Source organism: Amycolatopsis nalaikhensis (genome assembly GCF_030264295.1).
GTDB lineage: Bacteria > Actinomycetota > Actinomycetes > Mycobacteriales > Pseudonocardiaceae > Amycolatopsis > Amycolatopsis nalaikhensis.
This window is the reverse complement of the sequence record NZ_CP127173.1, coordinates 6,927,231-6,947,145: the sequence shown is the minus strand read 5'-3', so window position 1 is coordinate 6,947,145 and position 19,915 is coordinate 6,927,231. Positions and strand designations below refer to the sequence as shown.

Here is a 19,915-nt window from a genome sequence, read left to right as displayed (position 1 = left end):
CCAATCAACGTGAGTCGGCGGTCTTGTCGCACGGGCTGACCCGGTACAGCCGGAACGAGCCGCCCTGGTCGATCTGGCGGAACCCGGCGGACGGTGCCGGGTAGGCGGTGCCGTCCCACCGGTTGCCCCTGGCGTGGTCGTTGGTCAGCAGGTACCGGACCTGGAGCCGGTTGACGATCTCGCACACGCGGGGATCGCTCGCCGCCTGGTTGAGGTGCTGGGCCAGGTACACCTGGTCCGTCGTCAGCCGGCCCAGGTTGAGCTGGGGGAACAGGACCTGGCGGCGGGTCAGGGCCATCACCGCCGGGCTGCCGTTGTACGGCATCTGGGCCACGATGGTGCCCGGTTCGGTCCGCCGGCCGATCCGTTCGAACAGCGCGTATTCGTCCGGGGTCACGAGCGGGTTGGCTTTCGGGTACGCGGCCAGGACCCGGTCGCGGTGGTCGGCGTGGTGCAGGCCGCCGGTCGCCAGCAGCAAGGCGATCACCACCACCACGGCGGCGGCCGGGGGCCACAGGCGAAGCCGGCGCAGCACGCCGTCCGGCGCGAGCCCGGCACGCGCCGCCGAGACGACCGCCAGCACGCCGATCACCACGAGCGGGACGCCGGTGACCGGGAGCATGGCGGCCAGCCGGTGGGAGTCGGTGTACCAGAAGCCGGTGAAGATCCGGCGAGACGCTCCGGGCACGCCCGCGGCCAGCACGTACAGGCCGCCGGAGAGGGCGTGCCCGGCCACGAGCCACCGGCGGGAGCGCTGCCGGAAGCACGACACCGCCCCCACGATCACCAGCCCGGCCAGGACCCAGCCCGCGCCGTGGTGGTTCGTCGCCCCGGTCAGTACCTCACCGAGTGCCTGCGACGGCGACTCGAAGGGCGGTGAGTCCGCGGTCATCGGTCCCGCGAACACGCCCAGCCTGACGACGACCAGCCAGTACGCCGGCGCGGCGAGCACGATGGGCGCGGCGAACAGGGCGGCCTGCGGCCGCCGGCCGGCCCGGTACCGCCGGGCAGCGGCCCGTGCGAGGGCGACGACGATCGCGGGGAGGGTGATCGCGGCCAGGCTGACGACCGCGTTCGGGTGTGCGATGGCGATCGCGGTCAGCGCCACCGGCGCCAGCAGGAACGCCCGCCCACGGCCGATCACGTCCTCCCGGGCCAGGCCGGCCATCGACATCACGACCGCGACCCCGGCCGGGACCAGCGAGAGCCCCAGCAGGTTGGGCCAGAGGATGCCCCAGCCGAGCAGTTCCCAGGGGAACGCGCCGAACGCGACGCTCAGCAGGCCGGCGAGGGCCAGTGCCTGCCGGTCCGGCCCGGCCAGCTGCCGCATCAGCAGGACGCAGCCCAGCGGCCACACGACCAGCGCGATGGTGACGGACAGGATGTTCGCCGTGGCCGGCACCGAGCCGCCGGTGAGCATGGCGAGCAGGGAGCCCAGATCGTGCCAGGCCGCGGGGTAGAAGCCGCGGACGCGTCCGGGCACGCCGAGGGTGTCGATCCGGAACGTGGACGCCACCCCGCTGTTCAGGATGTTGGTGACGGCGTTGTAGTGGAACGACGAGTCGTCGGTCTTGACCAGTTCCTCGGGACTGCCGATCGCCGCTCGGATGGCGAACACGCCGAGCGCCAGCGCGACGACGAGCCCGCTCGCGGCAGCCGCGACGACCGGCAGGCTGTCGCCGGGCGCGGGCTGCAGCAGACGCCGGCGAAGAAGCATGACGACGCACCCGGCCACAACCGCCGACCCGACGGACACGAGGAACACCAGCGGCGGCGACCACCGGACGCCGAGCTTCGCCGCGCCGATCGCCGTCACCGCCACCAAAGCCACGACGACGACCGGGGCGACGGCCACCATCGCCAGCCGTCGCAGCCCGAGCAGGTACGTGAGGGGAAGCCCCGGCAGGACGAGCAGCACTCCACAGAGCACCATCGTCGGCGCAGCGTCGAGCCACGACATGGTCGAACCCCCTGGTACGGAAACCGGCGATCTGCCGGAAATCGGCATGTTCTGGTGGCGTCATCGCCATCGAGCCGGCGAGAGTTACTCCTTCGCAGGCAATTGCTGAATCCGCAGTGAAACGGATCTGACGAGCCGGATTCCGCGGCGTCGAAAGTGGACTACATCGCGGCTGCCGTCCCCGAGTTCCCCGTTCTGTCCGGGATATTGGGCCTGTCGGGGTAGAAAGTAGAGGTTTGCCGGGTTCGTGTGTCCGAAGATCTTTCGTGCTGCATCGCAGGCAGCTGCGGGACGCCACGGATTGGTGTTGCCGGGAACAAAGGAGCCGGCGTGGCCAGCGGCCGTGCGATCACGCGTATTCGGTGAAGAAGAGGCGGCCCTACGGCGTGGCCCCTGAGTGTGCGCGCGGTCGGCCGGTCCGGCGGCTGGTGACCTGACCCCGGACGGCATGGCTGCTGAACTCCTACCGCTGGGACACCGAGGCGACCCGTGACGATGTCCGCTCCTATGTGCTGGGCAGTCTCGGTGACCGGGGCGGGATCGTGGTGGCTTGGCCGGTGAGACGGGTTTTCTGAAGAAGGGCACCAAGTCCGCCGGGCGCAGCGGCAGTACTCCGGTACCGCCGGGCGGATCGGGAACTGCCAGCTCGGGGTGTTCTTGACCTACGTCTCATGAACGCTGCGCGGAAGCCGGAATCGGTACCCAGATCGAGTGCGCGACCAACCCGAATTCGCCCGGCGGATGCTGGAACGGCTGCCCGACCCCGGCGCCGCCGGCGGGCAACAGCTGCTGGTTCGCCGCTCGATCGGCAAACCCACCGAGCTGGCCTACTACATCTGCCACCCCACCTACCACTGGCGACGACGCCACCAAACCCGCGCTCGCCACAGCCACTACCAGCGACAACGCGCCAAACATCCCACACTGCGGCCGCCGTACCAGGCACCGAAAGGTCATTCTCACAGATCTTTCGCGCACGAAGAAGGCCTCCGTCCGGAATGGACGGAGGCCTTCCGCTGCACTCAGGCCACGTCGTTCCAGACGTAGTCCAGGCGGTTGCGCACCTCGACCACGCCGGACAGCTCCTGGATCAGCCGGGTCACCGGGTCGATGTCGCTGCGGCGCTCCACGCGCCCGACGACCGTGACGATCCCGGCCCGCACCTCCACCCGGACCCGATCCGGCCCCAGGTTGAGCCGCTCGCGCAGCACTCCGTCGCAGACCTCGCGCTCGAGGTCGGCGTCGCCGCGGGTGAAGACCGCCACCAGGTCGCGGCGGGCCAGCACGCCCACCACCTTCCCGTTGCGCAGCACGAACAACCGGCGGACACCGCTGCGCGCGAACTGCGCCGCAGCGGCGGCGAGCGTCGCATCTGCGTCGATGGTGACGGCCGGGCTGGTCATCAGGTCCTTCGCGACGCACGCCGTCGCCTTCCGGGCCAGCCGACGGTCGCGCCACCGGGGCTTGCGGTCCTCCCACAGGTGCGGGAGCAGGTCCGCTTCCGAGACGACACCCACCAGCGCGCCCGTCTTGTCGACCACGCCGACCGCGCTGATCCCGTTGCCGGTGAGCAGGGCGGCGATGTCCTTGAACGGCGTCTGCGGGGAAACGGTGATCGGGTCGGCGGTCATCACCGCGGACACCTTGCCGGTGTTCATCTTCAGACCTCTTTCTCGGTACGGACGACCATGACCGGGCAGGCCGCGTGGTGCAGCAGCGCCTGGCTCGTCGAACCGAGCACCAGCCCGGTGAAGCCACCGCGGCCCCGGCTCCCGACGACGACCAGCTGCGCGTCGCGGCTCATCTCGAGGAGCCGGGCCCGGGGCTTGTCGTGTTCGACGCGGCGCTCGACGTGGACGTCGGGGTACTTCTCCTGCCAGCCCGCGAGCCGCTGCGCGAGCAGCCGGCGCCCCGAGTCCTGCAGGCCTTCGCCCTGGAAGGCGACGTTGCCGTCGCTGAACAGGCCGGCGGTGTCGCCGTCGTGCCAGGTGTACAGCGCGACGAGCGGGGCGTTGCGGATCGAGGCCTCCTCGAAGGCCCAGGCGATCGCCGCTTCGCTCAGCGGGCTGCCGTCGACGCCCACGACCACCGGGCCGCCGACCTTCTCCGAGCCGCGCACGGTCACGACCGGGCAGTGAGCCCGCGCGGCGAGGTCGACGTCGGGCGAGCCGCTGAACAGGCCCGCGATCGCCCCGACCGGCTCGCCGGTGACGAGGATCCGGGCCCGCGCCGAGACCTCGAGCAGCCCCGGCACCGGTCCGTGGTCGCTGGCCTCGGTCAAGATCTCCAGGCCGGGCACGGCGGCTTCGAGCGTGGCCCGGGTCTGCCGCAGCAGCCGGTCCGCCTCCGCCTCCTTCACCGCCAGCCAGTCCGACGGCGGGTACATCTTGCCGCCGAAAGCGGCGTCTTCGTAGCCGTAAGCGGTGTAGACGAGCAGGGACGCATGCCGGCGGCCTGCTTCCCCGGCCGCCCACAACGCGGCCGCTGCGGCGGTCTCCGAACCGTCCACGGCGACGACGATCGGCGGGTTTCCGGTTGCGCTCATGACCTGTTTCCTCCGGGTTCCGGTGCGCTGACCACGCATCCGAACCGACGGTAGGTCCCGGCCGCGACCGGCTGCTGCGGTCGTCGGCCACCGGCACGAAGGACTTTCGGCACCCCGCGCGGAGCCCTTGGCCGCTCCCGGCGGTCCGTCCCGCGGGCGCATCGTGAGCCGGAGGAGGTTCCCGTGATGCAACGCGAATGGCGAGACGCGGTGGCGACCGTGCCGGTCCTGTCCATCGTCGCCCTGTACGTCGACTACTTCCCGGACGACACCGCGCTGTGGGTGCACGGCCCGCGCGCGATGGCGACCAGCGCGCTGGTGCTCGGGCTGGTCTCCTTCCTGCTCGGCGCGGACCGGTGGACCGGGCCGGCGCGGTGGATCAGCGCCCCGCTGGGCACGGCCGCGCTGCTGTGCGCCGTCTTCACCCTCGTCACCGGCGATGGCTTCACCCTTGCCGTGCTGGTAGGGCTGATCGCAGCGTTGTGGCTGGTCTCGACCGTCCGCCACCTGCGAACGCCGGCCGGGTTGCCGTGACCGTCCGGCTGGTCCTCGGGTCAGGTCGCCCGCAGCACGGCCGCGCCGTTCACCCGGTCCGCGGCCAGGTCGGCGAGCGCCTGGTCCGCCTGGTCCAGGGCGTAGGGAACCGTGCTGACGCTCAAGTGGTGTTCGCCGGCGAAGGCCAGGAACTCCCGCGCGTCGGCCCGGGTGTTCGCCGTGACACTGCGCAGCTGACGTTCCTGGAACAGGTGCTGCTGGTAGTTCAGCGGCGGGACGTCCGACAGGTGGATGCCCGCGATGGCCAGCGTCCCACCCCGGTCCAGCGCTCCCAGCGCGGGCAGCACCAGTTCGCCGGCCGGCGCGAACAGGATCGCCGAATCCAGGGGCTCCGGCGGTGGCTCGGCGGCGTCCCCGGCTGACACGGCGCCCAGCTCCAGCGCGAGCTTGCGGGCCTCGGCACTCCGGGTCATCACGTGGACGGTGACGCCGCGGGCGATGGCCACCTGCGCGGTCAGGTGGGCGCTGCCACCGAAGCCGTAGATCCCCAGCCGGCCGCCTTCGGGCACTTCCGCCCGCGCCAGGGCGTGGTAACCGATCAGCCCGGCGCACAACAGCGGCGCGAGCTCGTCGTCGGAGTAGCCGCCGGGCAGCGGCAGCGCGTACGCCGCCGGGACCACGGCGAACTCCGCGTAGCCGCCGTCGGCGTCCCAGCCCGTGTAGCGCGACTCCGGGCAGAGGTTCTCCCGGCCCCGGAGGCAGTACCGGCAGCGACCACAGGTCCCCGCAGCCAAGCGATGCCGACGCGGTCGCCGGTCGCGAACTCCGTGACCCCGTCGCCGAGGGCGACGACCTCACCGACGACCTCGTGCCCCGGCGTGACGCACTGCCGGTGCACCGGCAGGTCACCTTCGGCGACGTGCAGGTCCGTCCGGCACACCCCGCACACGAGCACCCGCACCAGCAGCTCACCGGCCGCAGGCCGCGGCACCGGCACCGTCGAGGAGTCCAGGGGGCCCGAAGCCATCGGCCCGGGCCGGGTGACCCGCCACGCGGTCATCGTCGTCGGCAGCTCCGGCACGGTCGGCCTCCTCTGGTCACGGCGTTTCCGCCAGGATGGCCGCTCCGCGCGCGGGCCGCGAGTTCCCGTGGTCCTCCCGGCCGGGGACGTTCGCCCCTTCTTCCCGCACCCGCCGGTCCGCGATCGTGGGCAGGAAATCGATCACCCACGACTTCTGGGAGCGAGCGTCATGTCCCGAACGGCCCGGTCCGGCCCACCGCCCACGCCCGCGCCCGCGCCCGCGCCGAAACCGGATCCGGATCCGCCCCGGCGGTCCTGGGGCGGGTGGCTGCTCACCGCGGTCATGCTGCTGGCGCTGGCCGGGATCGTCGCGCCGGTGTTCTGGACTTCACCGGCGCCGTCGGTGAGCTACACCGAGTTCCTGTCCAAAGTGGACACCGGACAGGTCGAGTCGGTGACGATCGACGACGAGGGCGCGGTCGACGGCGTCGAGCGGGGCGGGGCCGCGTTCACCAGCCGCGTCTCGACCGCGCTGGACCCGGGGCAGCTGGAGGCGAAGCTACGCGAAAAGAACGTGAAGATCACCGCCACGAAGGCGAGCGGCTCACTGCTGTCGGGGTTGCTGGGCTACCTGCCTTTCGTGCTGTTCTTCGGGTTCCTCGTGTGGGCAGGGATGCGCGCGCAGAAGGCGGCAGGCGGGATGGGCGGGCTCGGTGCGGGCGGCTTCGGCCGCGCCAAGGCCAAGATCATCGAAGCGCAGCGCCCGACCACGCGGTTCTCCGACATCGCCGGCTACGAGGGCGTGAAGCAGGAGATCGGCGAGATCATCGACTTCCTGCGCGATCCGGCGCGCTACGCCGCGGCCGGGGCCAAGGGACCGCGCGGGGTGATCATGGTCGGCCCGCCCGGCACCGGCAAGACGCTCTTCGCCCGGGCCGTCGCCGGGGAGGCGAGCGTGCCGTTCCTGTCCATCACCGGCTCGGCGTTCGTCGAGATGTTCGTGGGCGTCGGGGCGGCCCGCGTGCGCGACCTGTTCGAGGAAGCCCGCACCCGTGCGCCCTCGATCATCTTCATCGACGAGATCGACGCGGTCGGCGGGCGGCGCGGCACCGGCGGTGGTCTCGGCGGCCACGACGAACGCGAGCAGACCCTCAACCAGCTGCTGGCCGAGATGGACGGCTTCGACCAGAGCAGCGGCGTCGTCGTGCTGGCGGCCACCAACCGGCCGGAAACGCTCGACTCCGCGCTGCTGCGGCCGGGCCGGTTCGACCGGCAGGTCACCGTGCCGCTGCCGAACCAGGCCGAGCGCGCGGCGATCCTGGCCACCCACATCGACGGCAAGCACCTCGATCCGGACGTCGACCTCGGCGTCGTCGCCCGCGGCACCCCCGGCTTCTCCGGCGCCGACCTGGCCAACCTCGTCAACGAAGCGGCGATCAACGCCGTCCGCGACGACCGCACCGTGCTGACCGCGGCCGACCTGGCCGCGGCCCGGGACCGGGTGCTGCTGGGCCGGCGGGACAGCTCGAACGCCCTGTTGCCGGAGGAGCGGCACTCGGTCGCGGTGCACGAGTCCGGGCACGCGCTGGTCGCCGCGCTGTGCGAGCACGCGGACCCGGTGGCGAAGGTGACGATCCTGCCCGCCGGGATGGCCCTGGGCGCCACCGAGCAGCTACCGGAGGCCGAGCGGCACCTCTACCGCGAGAGCTACCTGGCCGACCTGCTCGCGGTCCGCCTCGGCGGCCGCGCGGCGGAGCTGGTGGTGTTCGGCGAAGCGTCGACCGGCGCCGCGAACGATCTCGCCGGTGCCACCGCGCTGGCGGCGAAGATGGTGACGGAGTTCGGGATGTCGCCGTCGCTCGGCCCGGTCGGCTACGGCTCGGCGGACGGGCACGACGGCCGGGCCGAGCTGCTCGGCCGCCCGTACTCGGAACAGACCCAGCGGGCCGTCGACGAGGAGATCGCCCGGCTGGTCCGCGCCGCGGAGGACCGTGCGACCACGTTGCTGCGACGGCACCGGCGAGCGCTCGACACCCTGGCCGGGCACCTGCAGGAGCACGAGACGATCGGCGGCGACGTGGTGGCGGCGGTGCTGCGCGACGAACTGGTCCCCGTCGACGAGCAGGCGGGCTGAACCCCGCTCAGCCCGCGTTCGCCAGCCAGGCCCGGTAGCTGCGCACCGCGGTCGGCAGCGTCGGGAAGATGCGCTCCTCCCCCACCTTCGCCACCAGTCCCGCGGCGACGAGGTCGTCGCGCAGGTCCTGCTTCACCCTCGCCATGGCGAACACGACACCCCGCCGGCCGAGCGCGTCCCGCAGCCGGTCGAGCGCGTCGGCGGCGGTCACGTCCAGCTCGACGTTCGCCTCGGCGTTGAGCACGAACCACCGCGCCGTCCCGTCCACCGCGGCCAGCGCGCGGCGGCGGAAGTCCTCCGCGTTGGCGAAGCACAACGGCGCGTCGTAGCGGTAGACGACGAGACCGGGTTCGGTGGTCGCCTCCGGGTAGTCGTCGACGTCGTGCATCCCGGCCAGGCCCGGCACCGTGCCCAGGATCCCGTCGTGCGGCCGGGCGATCCGGCGCAGCAGGTCCAGAATGGACAGTCCGACGGCGGCCAGGACGCCGTACAGCACGCCGAGGCCGAGCACCCCGGCGGTGGTCAGCAGGGCGAGCACCAGCTCGCTGGGCCGGAACCGGGCGAACCGCCGCAGCTCGCGGACGTCGACGAGGTGCAGCGCCGCGAAGACCACCAGCGCGCCGAGGGCCGCCTTCGGGAATTCCGCGAGCAGCGGCCGGGCGAACAGGACCGTGAGGACCACGGCGGCCAGCGCGACGAGCGAGTGCAGCTGCGTCCGGCTGCCCACCGCCGCGCCCAGCGCCGTGCGGCTGGCGCTGCTGCTGACCGGGAAGCCGTGCAGCAGCCCGGCCGTCACGTTCGCCGCCGCGAGCGCCCGCAGCTCCTGGCCGGCGTCGATCTCCTCGCCGCGGCGGGCCGCGAACGCCCGCGCGGTCAGCACGTTGTCGGAGAACCCGACGATCGCGATGCCCACGGCGGGCAGGATCAGCTGCCCCACGTCCTCGGCGGAGATCCCGGACACGGCGGGCGGCAGCCCGGCGGGCAGCGCCCCGACGACATCGAAGCCGGCCGGGGCGAGCACGGCGACCGCCACCGTGGCCAGCGCCATCGCGGCCAGCGGCCCCGGCAGCCGTGGCACGAACCGCTCGAGCGCGTACAGCACGGCCAGCACCGCCGCCGCCAGCGCCACCGTCGGCCAGCGCACCCGATCGAGCTGGGTGAAGAACGAGCCGAGGTCGCCGAGGAACTCCCCGCCGTGGATCGGCACCCCGGTGACCTTCCCGAGCTGACTGGCGACCATGAGCGCCGCGATGCCCGCCATGTACCCGGTGAGCACCGGCTTCGACAAGAGTTCGGCGAGGACGCCGAGCCGGGCCAGGCCGGCGAGCAGGCACAGGCAGCCGACCACGACCGCGAGCACGGCGGCGAGCGCGGCGTAGTGGCCGGGGTCGCCGGCGGCGAGCGGGGCCAGGACCGCCGCGGTCATCAGCGCGGTCGTCGACTCGGGCCCGACCGACATCTGGCGCGACGAGCCGAGCAGCGCGTAGACGGCCAGCGGGCCGATCGCCGCCCACAGGCCGGCCACCGGCGGCAGCCCCGCCACTTCGGCGTAGGCCATCACCTGCGGCACCAGGTAGGCGGCGACGGTGACGCCCGCGACGACGTCCCCGCGCAGCCAGGCCCGGCGGTACCGCCGCAGGCGCGCGAGCCCGGGGAGAGCCGCGGAGAGGTTCACGGTTCCGAGGATGCGGGCCGGACGGGCGCACCGGCTGCGGCCGGAAGTCCTTCCGTCCGGTGACTTCCGGCCGCGGCGGCCGGCCCGGCGCCGAGCCTACGGTCGGGGCACGTCTGCCTCGGGAGCTGCCGATGACCACCGTACCCAGTCCACCGATCGTCACCGGAGTGGATGGATCCGTCGAGTCGCTCGACGCCGTCCGCTGGGCCGCGCGCGCCGCGCACCTGCGTGGCGCGCCGCTGGAGATCGTGTACGCCGTCGACTTCTCCGCCCTGCTCGCCGGCGGCGTCGTCCCGCCGCCCGAGGAGATGAAGGAAGTGCTGCGCGTCCGCGGCCGCCGGTACCTGCGCGCCGCGGCGGAGCTCGCCGCGGCGCAAGGCGTGCCGGACGCGGCCACCCGGCTGGATCCCGACCGCGCCGCCCAAGCCCTCATCGACGCGTCCCGGACGGCGTCGCTGCTCGTGGTCGGTTCGTCCGGGCACGGCAAGCTGGCGGGCCTCCTGGCCGGCTCGGTCGCCTCGGCGGTGGGCGCGCACGCCTCGTGCGACACCGTCGTGGTCCGCGGCGACACCTGGGACGAACCGGGAGCGGCGGACCGGCCGGTCGTCGCCGGCGTCGACGGCGGCGAAGCGAGCGCGCGGATCCTCGAGACCGCCATCGCCGAGTCCCGTGCGCGGCACGCCCCGCTGGTCGTGGTGCACGCGGCGGCGGACGAGTCCCAGAGCCGTGAACCGGACCGCGCGGCCCTCGCCGACGCCGGGCACCAGTTGCTCGCCGAGCGGCTGAGCTCCCACGACACCGAGGGTGTCGCGGTCGAGGAGGTCGTGGTCCAGTCGCACCCGCGGCGTGAGCTGATCGAGCGCAGCACGACCGCGCAGCTGGTCGTGCTCGGCACCCGGGGCCGCGGCGGGTTCCCCGGGCTGCTGCTGGGGTCCACCGGCCAGGCGCTGCTGCACAACGCGGCCTGCCCGGTCTACCTGGTCCGCGGCGCCTGAGGCGGCCGAAAGTCCTCACCTCGACGGGCCTTGGCCCCTCCGGATCCGGGGTCCCCGGGCCCCGGGAACCGGGGCGGTCCGGCCCTCGTCGCCTGGTCTCCCACGGCGGAGTCTGGATCAGACGAAAGTGAGGCACATCATGGACAGCCAGCACTCCCCCCGCGGATTCGCCCCGGCGACGACTGCCGAGCCGACGTCCGAAAGCACCCGCCGCAACCGCCGTGACCGGCTCGCGCTGCGGCCGGCCGACTTCGTGGACCCGCGCTACGCCGACGTCTCCGACCGCCGCCTGGCACTGGCGCTGACGGCGGAGGACCGGTCCGAAGAGGACGGTCTGGACCCGCTGGAGCGCGTCACGTGCCGGACGCACCGGCGTTGGCTGCACGACTGTGTGTCGTCGCCGCTGCACGTCGTCATCGTCACCGGCACGCGCTGGTGCCGGCAGTGCGAGTGCGCACTGAACGTCGCGATCGACCAGCTGGCCGGCGACGTCGCGGTGCGCTGCCCGTCCTGCGGCGAGACCCCGGCCACCCGCGCGACCCGCCAGCTCGTCCGCGCGTGCCGGACCAGCCTGGCCACCGCGGCCGACCGCTGATGCCCGCGAGCCGGAGCCGCCTGTACCGCAGTGGCGTCCTGGAGCGGGAGAACCTCTCCGTCGCCGAAGCCACGCGGCAGCTCACCGACCCGGCCGTGACGCTCTGGCTGGACCTCGACGCCCCCACCGCCGCGGACCTGGCCGCGCTCACCACCGAACTCGGGCTGCACCCGCTCGCGATCGCGGCCGTCCTCGACGAAGACCACCAGCGGCCGAAGCTGGTCCACTACGACCACCATTCGTTCCTCACCGCCTACGCCGTCCGGCTGGACTCCGGCGACGGTGTGCTCACGGCGTCGGAGCTCGACGCGTTCGTCACCGACCGAGTGCTGGTCACCTTGCACCGCAACAACACCGCGGACATCGACGCCCTCACCAAGCGCTGGGACAGCACCCCCGAACTGGCCAAGAGCGGCACCGGGTTCCTGTTGCACGGCCTGCTCGACCTGCTCGTCGACGGCCACTTCGACGCGCTCCAGACCCTCGACGAACAGGTCGAGGAGCTGGAGGACCTGGTCTTCGCCGACCAGACCGACGTCACGGACCTGCAGCGCCGCGCCCTGCGGCTGCGCAAGAGCCTGAGCCGGCTGCGGCACCTGGCCCTGCCGATGCGGGAAATCGTCGGTTCCTTGATGCGCCGGGAAGTCCGCACGGTCGACGACGCGCTGCTGCCGTACTTCCAAGACGTGTACGACCACGTCCTGCGCGTGACGGAGTGGACGGAGTCGCTGCGCGACCTGCTCGCGACGATCCGCGAAACGCAGCTGAGCATCCAGGGCAACCGGCTCAACACGATCATGAAGAAGGTGACCAGCTGGGCCGCGATCATCGCGGTGCCCACCGCCATCACCGGCTTCTACGGCCAGAACATCCCCTACCCGGGGTTCGCGCAGGCGTCCGGGGTGTGGGTTTCGACGCTCGCCATCCTGGTCATCTCGGGGACCCTGTACGTCCTGTTCAAACGACGAGACTGGCTGTGAGCCGGACGCTCCGGACCTGGTTCGCGACCGTCACGCCGGCCGAATTCCTCGGATTCACCGTCCCCTCGGTGACGGGCGCCCTCACCGCGGACGCCTCCGCCGCCCTCGTGCTGCCTGTGCTGCTGGCCGCGGGAGCGGTCGAAGGAGCCGTGCTGGGCGCGGCCAAGCCCTCGTCCTCCGGCGCGCCGTGCCCGCGTTGAACGCCTGGCGCTGGATTGCGGCCACGACCGGCGCGTGGCTGCTCGGCCTCGCGGTCTTCCTGGGCGTCACCATGCCGCTGTGGCAGCCCGGTCAAAGCCTGCCCACCACGATCACGATCGGCGTCCTCGGCGGCTTCCTGATGGCGGCCACCACGTCGGCGGTCACCGCGCTCGCTGTCCGCCGCCTTCCCGGCCTGAGCTGACTCGCCGCCGCGCCGCCACCCGGTGCCAGATCAGCTTGTCCGCCTCCACCACGAGGAATGCCACGACGGCGGCACCGAGAACCCACAGCCAGGAGCCGGCGCCGACAGGTGCGGTGTGGAACCACGTGTTCATGATCGGGACGTAGGTCAACAGCAGCTGGAGCCCCGCCGTGAGCCCGAGGCCGAGCGCGAACATCCGGCTGCGGCCGGGCCACGCGAGCAGCACCGGGCGGTCCAGCGAGCGGCAGCTGAGCAGGTACGCGGCCTGCACGCCGACGAACACGTTGATCGCGCTCGTGCGGGCCTCCGCGAGCGACACCCCCGCGGCCAGGTCGGCCCCATAGGCTGCGAAAGCCGCCACCACGAGCAGGAGCGACACGAGCACGACCCGGCGCAGTAGCGCGGCGGTGAAAAGCGGACGCTTCGGCGGGCGCGGAGTCCGCCCCATGATGCCGGTCTCGGTGGGCTCGAACGCCATCGTGAGACCCAGGAACACCGCGGTCGTCATGTTGATCCACAGGATCTGCACCGGCACGATCGGCAGTGTCGCGCCGAGCAGGATGGCGACCAGCACGACCATGCCCTCGCCGATGTTGGCCGGCAGCGTCCACGCGATGAACTTGCGCAGGTTGTCGAAGACGCTCCGGCCTTCCCGCACCGCTGCTTCGATCGAGGCGAAGTCGTCGTCGGTCAGCACCATGTCCGCGGCCTGGCGGGCGGCGTCGGTGCCGTTGCGGCCCATCGCGACACCGATGTCCGCGCGGCGCAATGCCGGCGCGTCGTTGACGCCGTCGCCGGTCATCGCGACCACGTGCCCGCGCCGCTGCAACGCCTGCACCAGCTGGAGCTTCTGCCCCGGCGACACCCGGGCGAACACCTGGGTGTCCGCCACCGTCTCGTCGAAGCCCGCCTCGGGCAGCTCCGCCAGCTCGGCTCCGGTGAGGACCCGCGCGGACGCCGCTTCGTCCACCAGCCCGACTTCGGTGGCGATCGCCCGGGCCGTCCCGGCGTGGTCGCCGGTGATCATCTTCACGTCGATGCCCGCGCTCCGGCACGCCGCGACGGCCGTGATCGCCTCCGGCCGGGGCGGGTCGTGCATCGCCTGCAGGCCCACCAACGTCGGCGCGGCGCCCGGGGTGAACCGGGCGAACGCGAGCACCCGCAGCCCCTGCCCGGTCAGCTCCTGCTGCAGCCGGTCCACGGCGGCGGCGTCGAGGGGACGGACGACGCCGCCGGGGCCGAGCTCGTCCCCGCACCGCGCCACCACTTCCTCGACCGCGCCCTTGAGGTAGCCGACGTCGCCGTGCACCGTGGTCATCGTGCGGGTCTCGGACTCGAACGGCACGGTTTCCGTGCGCGGCGCGGCGGCGCGGATCGCCGCGGGGTCCAGCCCGGCCGCGAGCGCCGATTCGAGCAGCGCGATCTCCGTCGGGTCGCCCTCCCCGAGCTGCGCGTCGTTGCAGAGGACACCCGCGACGAGGCATTCGCGGGCCTCCGCCGGGGGAACCACCCGGCCGGCGACGGCGAGGGTGGTCACGTTCATCCGGTTCCGGGTGAGGGTGCCGGTCTTGTCGGTGCAGATCACCGTGGTGCCGCCGAGGGTTTCCACAGCGGGCAGGTTCCGCACGATCGCGCCGCGCCGCGACATCCGGACCACCCCGATCGCCAGCACGATCGCCACCGCCGCGGGCAGTCCTTCGGGAATCGCCCCGACGGCCAGCGCGACCACCGCCGTGAACATCTCGGGCATCGGCGTGCCGCGGAAGACCCCGAGCGCGAAGGCCGCGGCGGCGACCGCGACGATCGCGACGCTCAGCTGCCGGGAAAACCGCGCGAGCTTGCGGGTCAGCGGGGTCGTGACCACCTCCGCGGTGGCCACCAGGTGCTGGATGCCGCCCAGCTCGGTGGCGCCACCGGTCGCCGTGACCACGGCACGGGCCCAGCCGCGCGTCACCAGCGTCCCGGAGTAGGCACAGCCGGCCCGGTCGGCGACCACGGCTTCCCCGGCCACGGCGTCGGCGGACTTGCGCACCGGCACCGACTCCCCGGTCAGCGCCGACTCGTCGACCTCGGCCAGGCGGACCTCGGTGAGCCGCACGTCGGCCGGTACGCGGTCCCCCGCGGCCAGCTCCACGACGTCGCCCGGGACCAGCTCGGCGGCCGGTACCCGCCGGGTCACCCCGTCCCGGAGCACGGTCGCCTCCGACGGCACCATCCGGGACAGCGCGTCGAGAGCGCGCTGCGCCCGCGACTCCTGCACGAACCCGACGAGGGCGTTGAGCAGCACCACGCCCCCGATCACCCCGGCGTCGACGTAACCGCCGAAGAGCCCGGTCACCACGCCCGCGAGCAGCAGGACCTGGACGAGGGGGTCGTGGAACTGCCGCAGCACCCGGAGCACCAGCCCCGGCCCGGCCGGCGCGATGACCGTGTTGGGGCCGAAGTGGTCCAGCCGCGCTCCGGCTTCCTCGGCGCTGAGCCCTCGAACAGGGTCGACCCCGAGTTGCTCGGCGACGGCGGTCGCAGGCCGGGCGTGGAACGCTTCGGGGTGGGCTGTGGTCTTCACTGCGCTGCCTTCCGTTCCGTGGAACTGGTGTCTTCGCCGCGGGTCGCGGCCGCCAACCGGGCGACGAACTCCACCGGCGTGCCCGATACCGCGCGCAGAGCGCGCTGCTGCTCTGCTCCCCCGCCCCGCGACCCGAGTGCGTACCAGCCGGCCAGGACGTCCTCGAGATCACCGGTGGCCCGCAGCGCGGGCCGGACGTACGCGAGGAGGTCCTCGACCAGTCCTTCGGAGGCCACGAGCGTGCCGGTCAGCACATCGACGCCCGGTCCGGCGAGGCCGTAGCGCGCGGCCGCCCGCAGCGACCGCTCGACCAGCGCGTCCGGCACAGGTGGCAGAGGCGCCCCGCGGCGCTCTTCGGCCAGCGCGGTGACGACCAGGCCCCGCACCAGGCCCGCGAGCAGCACCGCGTCGTCCACGTCGAGACAGACGTCGGCAATCCGCACCTCGACGGTCGGATGCCGCGGGGACAGGCGGGCGTAGAAGTACACGCTGCGGGCATCGATCGCCTCCCCGCGCCGGATGGCGCCGCCGACCGCGGCGTCGTAGGCCACGACGTCGCGCCACTCGCCCGGTGGGCGGGCCGTCGGCCAGCGCGACCACAGCGGGTACCGGGCACTGGCCCAGCCGGAGTCCAGCCCGTCGACGTACGGCGAGTTCGCGCTGATCGCCAGCAGCGCCCCGAGCCACGGCCGCAGCCGCGCCAGCACCCGCACCCCGGCGGCCCGCGACGGGACTCCGACGTGGACGTGGCAGGCGCACGTGCCCGCTTCCCCGACCAGCGCCGGAAACCAGGTCGCCAGCGTGCGGTAGCGAGGATCGGCCGTGACCTGCGACACCGCCCCGAACGGAGCCACGCCCGTAGCCAGCGCAACGCAGCCAGCGTGCTCCGCGGCCTCGGCCACCCGGCGCCGCAGCCGGGTCAGTTCCGCGCGGACCGCGGACAGCGACCGGCACACGCCGGTCGCCGTCTCCACCTGGAACCGCAGGAACTCCGCCATCACCCCCGGCTCGTCGGCCAGCAGCTGCAGGACCCGCGGTGCCGCCGCGGCCGTCGCCCCCGACCGCGGGTCGACGAGCACGAACTCCTCCTCGACACCGACCGTGCCACCCCCGTCGTCCACGACCGGCCTCAGGAGACAGTGCGGCGCGCGGCCGCGCCGAGCGCCACGCCCCAGGCCTGGGCCCGGTCCGGCTCACCGGGAGCAGAGCCGGTGCCGGCCGGATCCGTGCCGACAAAGAAGCTCTCGGCGGGCGCGGCCAGGCGGCACCCACGACGGCGCAGCAGCTTCGCAATGCCGAGCGAAGCGGCACCGGTGAGCCAGCGGGACTTGTCGATCCGGGTGTCGAAGGCCGCGACCGGAAGCCCCTGCGGGACCGGTCCGAGGGAGCCGAGCCACTCGCGCACCCCGGTCTTCGACCGGGTCGGCTGGTCGCCCTGATCCGCGGCCGATTTCCGCGTCGTGGCACGGCTCATGCCGTGCACGTGGGTGGGCCCGCCGACGACGAGCAGGTCGACGCCGGTGAGGTCGGCCGGCGCGTCGTCGACGTTGACCACCTCGGCGTCCAGCCCCTTGGCGATGGCACGGGCGATCTGCTCGGTGGCACCGAACATCGACTCGAACACGACGAGGGTGCGCATCGTCAGCTCCTCAGCTCGACCGGTTTGTGGGTGAGCTCTTCGATGTCGCCGGCGGCGCACTCGAGCAGGTTGTGCGCGAGATCGCTCAGCGCCCGCGAAGCGGCGAGTTCGTCGCCGATCTCGGGCACGTTCCGGTCGGCCGGGTTCAGCCGGGCGGTCCCGGTCCCGGAGATCCGGGTGTCGTCGGCCGTGCACAACCGGGCCGTGGCCCGGGTCCGGCCCTCGTCCTCGTCGATGATCAGTTCGACGTGCCAGCGTTTCTCCTGCATGGCTACCTCCTCAGGATTCTTCGGGGACCATTTCGATGGCCCCGCACGGACATTCGGCGACGCAGATCCCGCAGCCCTTGCAGTAGTCGAGATCGATCGCGTACTTGTCGCCCGGTTCGAGCTTGATGACCGCGTTGTCCGGGCAGACGCCGTAGCAGTTGTCGCATTCGAAGCAGTTGCCGCAGGACAGGCAGCGGCGAGCTTCGAACAAGGCCGTCGACGCGTCCAAGCCGCTCTTGATCTCGTCGAACGTCGACACCCGCCGGGACAGGTCGAGGTGTGGCCGGACGGTCCGGTCGGCGTCGCTGTAGTACCAGGTGTTCAGGTTCTCGAACGTCGCCGGGCGCGCAGCGGGCGGCGCGGCGGTGACCGCGCCTCGCAGCCAGGCGTCGATCTCCCTGGCCGCTTTCGCGCCGTGGCCCACCGCGACGGTCGCGGTCCGGCCCGACGGCACCATGTCGCCACCGGCGAAAATGCCCGGGTGCCCGGTCATCAGGCCTGGCCCGACCTGCACGACCCCGTCCGCGCGCTCGACGTCCGCCAGTCCGTCCACAAGGGACAGGTCGGTGTCCTGGCCGAGGGCCAGCACCACGCTGTCGGCGGCCAGCCGCTCGAACTCGCCGGTCGGCTGGGGGAACCCGGACTCGTCGAGGCGCATCTTCTCCACGGTGATGCCTTCGCCGTCGATCTCGCTGATCGTCGACAGCCACCGCATCGCGACGCCCTCTTCGACGGCCTCGGCGACCTCGGACTCGTGCGCGGGCATCCGGTCGCGGGTGCGCCGGTAGACGACCACGGCGTCGGTCGCGCCGAGCCGCTTCGCGGTGCGGGCGGCGTCCATCGCGGTGTTGCCACCGCCGTAGACCGCCACGCGGCGGCCGAGCAGCGGCGGCTCCCCGGTTTCCATGTCGTGCAACAGCGAAACCGCGTCAAGCACGCGCGCGGAGTCACCGGCGGGGATGTAGGCGCGCTTGCCGACCTGGGCCCCGACCGCGAGGAAGACCGCGTCGAACCCGCCGTCGGCCATGGCCTGTGCGGCGTCGGTGACGCGGCTGTTCTGCTCGAAGACGACGCCCATGTCCCGGATCCGGCCGATCTCCGCGTCGAGGACTTCGCGCGGCAGCCGGTAGCGCGGGATGCCGTAGCGCATCATCCCGCCGGGGGCCGCTTCTGCGTCCCGGACGGTGACCGCGTGGCCGAGGCCGGCCAGATGGTAAGCGGCGGACAGGCCCGCGGGCCCGGCACCGACGACCAGCACCCGCTTCCCGGAAGGCGCGGAGACCGGCATCGACCAGCCCTGCTCGATTCCCTCGTCGCCGAGGAACCGCTCGACGGAGTTGATCCCGACGGCTTCGTCGAGCTGGCCGCGGTTGCACGCGCTCTCGCACGGCCGGTAGCAGATCCGGCCGAGCACGGCCGGGAACGGGCTGTCGACCATGATCCGCCGCCACGCGCTCTCGTAGTCCCCGGATTCCGCGTGGTAGAGCCACTTCTGGATGTCCTGGCCGGCCGGGCAGGCCTGGTTGCAGGGCGGCAGCAGGTCGACGTAGACCGGTCGCTCGGACCGCCACGCGCCGGTCTTGTTGGCCCGGCTGGACCCGACGTCGAGCGTGATCGCGAACGGCTTCTCGTGCTCCATGTCAGTCCTCTCCGAGCAGGCCGTAGCGGCGGATGTTGCGGTCGGCCTGCGCCTGGATCCGCGCGATCACGTCGGTGCGGGGCTGGTCGCCGAACAGGTGCGCGTACCGCGTCTGGCGCCGCAGGTAGTCCTCGACCGGGACCCGGCGGCGGATCTTCGACGTCGCGACGATCTCGCCGTGCTCGGCCTCGAACACCGGGAACAGCCCGCTTTCCTTGGCCAGGCGGGCGATCAGGATCGTGTCGTGCGACGCGCTGCCCCAGCCGAGCGGGCAGGGCACCAGCACGTGCAGGTAGCGGGCGCCGCGGAACTCCATCGCCCGCGTCACCTTAGCTTCGAGGTCCCGCAGGTCCGCGACGGTCGCCGTCGCCACGTACGGGATCTCGTGCGCCAGCGCGATCATCGGGACGTTCTTGCCCTGTCCGAACGCTGCCCCGGGCTCCGGTCCCACGGCCGGTGTCGTCGCCGTGCGAGCCGCGGCCGGCGTCGCTCCGGAACGCTGGACGCCGGTGTTCATGTAGGCCTCGTTGTCGTAGCAGATGTAGAGCACGTCGTCGTTGCGCTCGAACATGCCGGAGAGACACGCGAAACCGATGTCGACCGTGCCGCCGTCGCCGCCTTGGCCGACCACGCGGACGTCGGTGCGGCCCTTGGCCTTCATCGCCGCGGCGACCCCGGTGGCCACCGCGGGGGCGTTGCCGAACAGCGAGTGCAGCCACGGGATGCGCCACGACGTCTCGGGGTACGGCGTCGAGAAGACCTCCAGGCAGCCGGTCGCGTTGACCGCGACCATCCGATTGCCCGTGGCGCGCATGGCCGCGTCGAGCGCGTACCGCGCCCCCAGTGCTTCACCGCAGCCCTGGCACGCGCGGTGGCCGCAGTCGATCGAGTTGATCCGCTCGCGGTCGGACTGCACGCTGCGCTGGTCGGGACCGAGCAACCGGCCCCCGACCGCGAAGCTGCCGGTCTGGTAGAACTTGATCGGCGTCACCGCCATGT

19 protein-coding genes and 2 pseudogenes are annotated in these 19,915 nt (G+C 72.9%); 9 read left to right on the top strand and 12 right to left on the bottom strand.

Annotation, left to right across the window (positions count from 1 at the left end):
• Positions 1 to 4: 4 nt before the first annotated feature.
• Entirely contained in the window at positions 5 to 1,960 is a 1,956-nt protein-coding gene (locus tag QP939_RS34095) for a DUF6541 family protein (RefSeq protein ID WP_285450383.1), read from the bottom strand.
• Positions 1,961 to 2,412: 452 nt separating this feature from the next.
• On the opposite strand from QP939_RS34095, the pseudogene QP939_RS34090 reads away from it, so the two are divergent.
• A pseudogene (locus QP939_RS34090) lies at positions 2,413 to 2,632 on the top strand (transposase); the annotation flags it as partial.
• Positions 2,633 to 2,671: 39 nt separating this feature from the next.
• Positions 2,672 to 3,007 carry a hypothetical protein gene (locus QP939_RS34085; protein WP_285450382.1) on the top strand — a complete coding sequence of 112 codons (336 nt, stop codon included), beginning with the start codon at positions 2,672 to 2,674 and terminating at the stop codon, positions 3,005 to 3,007.
• Here the strand turns inward: QP939_RS34085 and QP939_RS34080 are convergent.
• Complete coding sequence (locus QP939_RS34080) at positions 2,983 to 3,618, bottom strand: CBS domain-containing protein (protein WP_285450381.1); 636 nt, start codon at positions 3,616 to 3,618, stop codon at positions 2,983 to 2,985. The genes QP939_RS34085 and QP939_RS34080 overlap by 25 nt on opposite strands.
• Positions 3,619 to 3,620: 2 nt before the next feature.
• Positions 3,621 to 4,505 carry a universal stress protein gene (locus QP939_RS34075; RefSeq protein WP_285450380.1) on the bottom strand — a complete coding sequence of 295 codons (885 nt, stop codon included), beginning with the start codon at positions 4,503 to 4,505 and terminating at the stop codon, positions 3,621 to 3,623.
• 186 nt (positions 4,506 to 4,691) lie between these two features.
• Between QP939_RS34075 and QP939_RS34070 the strand changes: the two genes are divergently transcribed.
• Positions 4,692 to 5,039, top strand: coding sequence for a hypothetical protein (locus tag QP939_RS34070; protein WP_285459909.1), 348 nt, complete (start codon positions 4,692 to 4,694; stop codon positions 5,037 to 5,039).
• Between the two features lie 20 nt (positions 5,040 to 5,059).
• Here QP939_RS34070 and QP939_RS34065 read toward each other — a convergent pair.
• Both QP939_RS34065 and QP939_RS34060 read right to left on the bottom strand, forming a co-directional pair.
• Positions 5,060 to 6,060: pseudogene (locus QP939_RS34065) on the bottom strand (zinc-binding alcohol dehydrogenase family protein).
• Positions 6,061 to 6,097: 37 nt separating this feature from the next.
• Positions 6,098 to 6,226 carry a hypothetical protein gene (locus QP939_RS34060; RefSeq protein ID WP_285450379.1) on the bottom strand — a complete coding sequence of 43 codons (129 nt, stop codon included), beginning with the start codon at positions 6,224 to 6,226 and terminating at the stop codon, positions 6,098 to 6,100.
• 24 nt (positions 6,227 to 6,250) lie between these two features.
• Between QP939_RS34060 and ftsH the strand changes: the two genes are divergently transcribed.
• Positions 6,251 to 8,155, top strand: coding sequence for an ATP-dependent zinc metalloprotease FtsH (gene ftsH, locus QP939_RS34055; protein WP_285450378.1), 1,905 nt, complete (start codon positions 6,251 to 6,253; stop codon positions 8,153 to 8,155).
• Between the two features lie 7 nt (positions 8,156 to 8,162).
• Here the strand turns inward: ftsH and QP939_RS34050 are convergent, their stop codons facing one another.
• A complete protein-coding gene (locus QP939_RS34050; protein WP_285450377.1) occupies positions 8,163 to 9,830 on the bottom strand; it encodes a SulP family inorganic anion transporter in 1,668 nt (555 codons plus the stop codon).
• Positions 9,831 to 9,961: 131 nt separating this feature from the next.
• On the opposite strand from QP939_RS34050, the gene QP939_RS34045 reads away from it, so the two are divergent.
• The 5 genes from QP939_RS34045 to QP939_RS34025 all read left to right on the top strand — a co-directional run bounded on the left by QP939_RS34045 (position 9,962) and on the right by QP939_RS34025 (position 12,803).
• On the top strand, positions 9,962 to 10,825 hold the full coding sequence (locus tag QP939_RS34045; protein WP_285450376.1) for a universal stress protein: 864 nt from the start codon (positions 9,962 to 9,964) through the stop codon (positions 10,823 to 10,825).
• A 139-nt stretch (positions 10,826 to 10,964) separates the two neighbouring features.
• Positions 10,965 to 11,420: a hypothetical protein gene (locus QP939_RS34040; protein ID WP_285450375.1), complete on the top strand. Its 456-nt coding sequence runs from the start codon at positions 10,965 to 10,967 to the stop codon at positions 11,418 to 11,420.
• A complete protein-coding gene (locus QP939_RS34035; protein WP_285450374.1) occupies positions 11,420 to 12,400 on the top strand; it encodes a magnesium transporter CorA family protein in 981 nt (326 codons plus the stop codon). The genes QP939_RS34040 and QP939_RS34035 overlap by 1 nt, the downstream gene beginning before the upstream one ends.
• On the top strand, positions 12,397 to 12,600 hold the full coding sequence (locus QP939_RS34030) for a hypothetical protein (protein WP_285450372.1): 204 nt from the start codon (positions 12,397 to 12,399) through the stop codon (positions 12,598 to 12,600). Before QP939_RS34035 ends, QP939_RS34030 begins: the two co-directional genes overlap by 4 nt.
• On the top strand, positions 12,588 to 12,803 hold the full coding sequence (locus tag QP939_RS34025) for a hypothetical protein (RefSeq protein ID WP_285450371.1): 216 nt from the start codon (positions 12,588 to 12,590) through the stop codon (positions 12,801 to 12,803). The genes QP939_RS34030 and QP939_RS34025 overlap by 13 nt, the downstream gene beginning before the upstream one ends.
• Here QP939_RS34025 and QP939_RS34020 read toward each other — a convergent pair.
• From QP939_RS34020 to QP939_RS33995, 6 genes are read right to left on the bottom strand one after another with little or no spacing between them, the layout of a single operon-like run.
• Positions 12,763 to 15,369 carry a cation-translocating P-type ATPase gene (locus tag QP939_RS34020; protein WP_285450369.1) on the bottom strand — a complete coding sequence of 869 codons (2,607 nt, stop codon included), beginning with the start codon at positions 15,367 to 15,369 and terminating at the stop codon, positions 12,763 to 12,765. The two genes, QP939_RS34025 and QP939_RS34020, sit on opposite strands and share 41 nt — an antisense overlap.
• Positions 15,366 to 16,490, bottom strand: coding sequence for a carboxylate-amine ligase (locus tag QP939_RS34015; protein WP_285450368.1), 1,125 nt, complete (start codon positions 16,488 to 16,490; stop codon positions 15,366 to 15,368). The genes QP939_RS34020 and QP939_RS34015 overlap by 4 nt, the downstream gene beginning before the upstream one ends.
• An 8-nt stretch (positions 16,491 to 16,498) precedes the next feature.
• Complete coding sequence (locus QP939_RS34010; RefSeq protein WP_285450367.1) at positions 16,499 to 17,008, bottom strand: flavodoxin family protein; 510 nt, start codon at positions 17,006 to 17,008, stop codon at positions 16,499 to 16,501.
• A 2-nt stretch (positions 17,009 to 17,010) separates the two neighbouring features.
• Complete coding sequence (locus QP939_RS34005) at positions 17,011 to 17,277, bottom strand: DUF1876 domain-containing protein (protein ID WP_285450366.1); 267 nt, start codon at positions 17,275 to 17,277, stop codon at positions 17,011 to 17,013.
• A 10-nt stretch (positions 17,278 to 17,287) separates the two neighbouring features.
• On the bottom strand, positions 17,288 to 18,916 hold the full coding sequence (locus tag QP939_RS34000; RefSeq protein WP_285450365.1) for an NAD(P)-binding protein: 1,629 nt from the start codon (positions 18,914 to 18,916) through the stop codon (positions 17,288 to 17,290).
• Between the two features lies 1 nt (position 18,917).
• A complete protein-coding gene (locus QP939_RS33995) occupies positions 18,918 to 19,913 on the bottom strand; it encodes a thiamine pyrophosphate-dependent enzyme (RefSeq protein WP_285450364.1) in 996 nt (331 codons plus the stop codon).
• Positions 19,914 to 19,915: the final 2 nt, after the last annotated feature.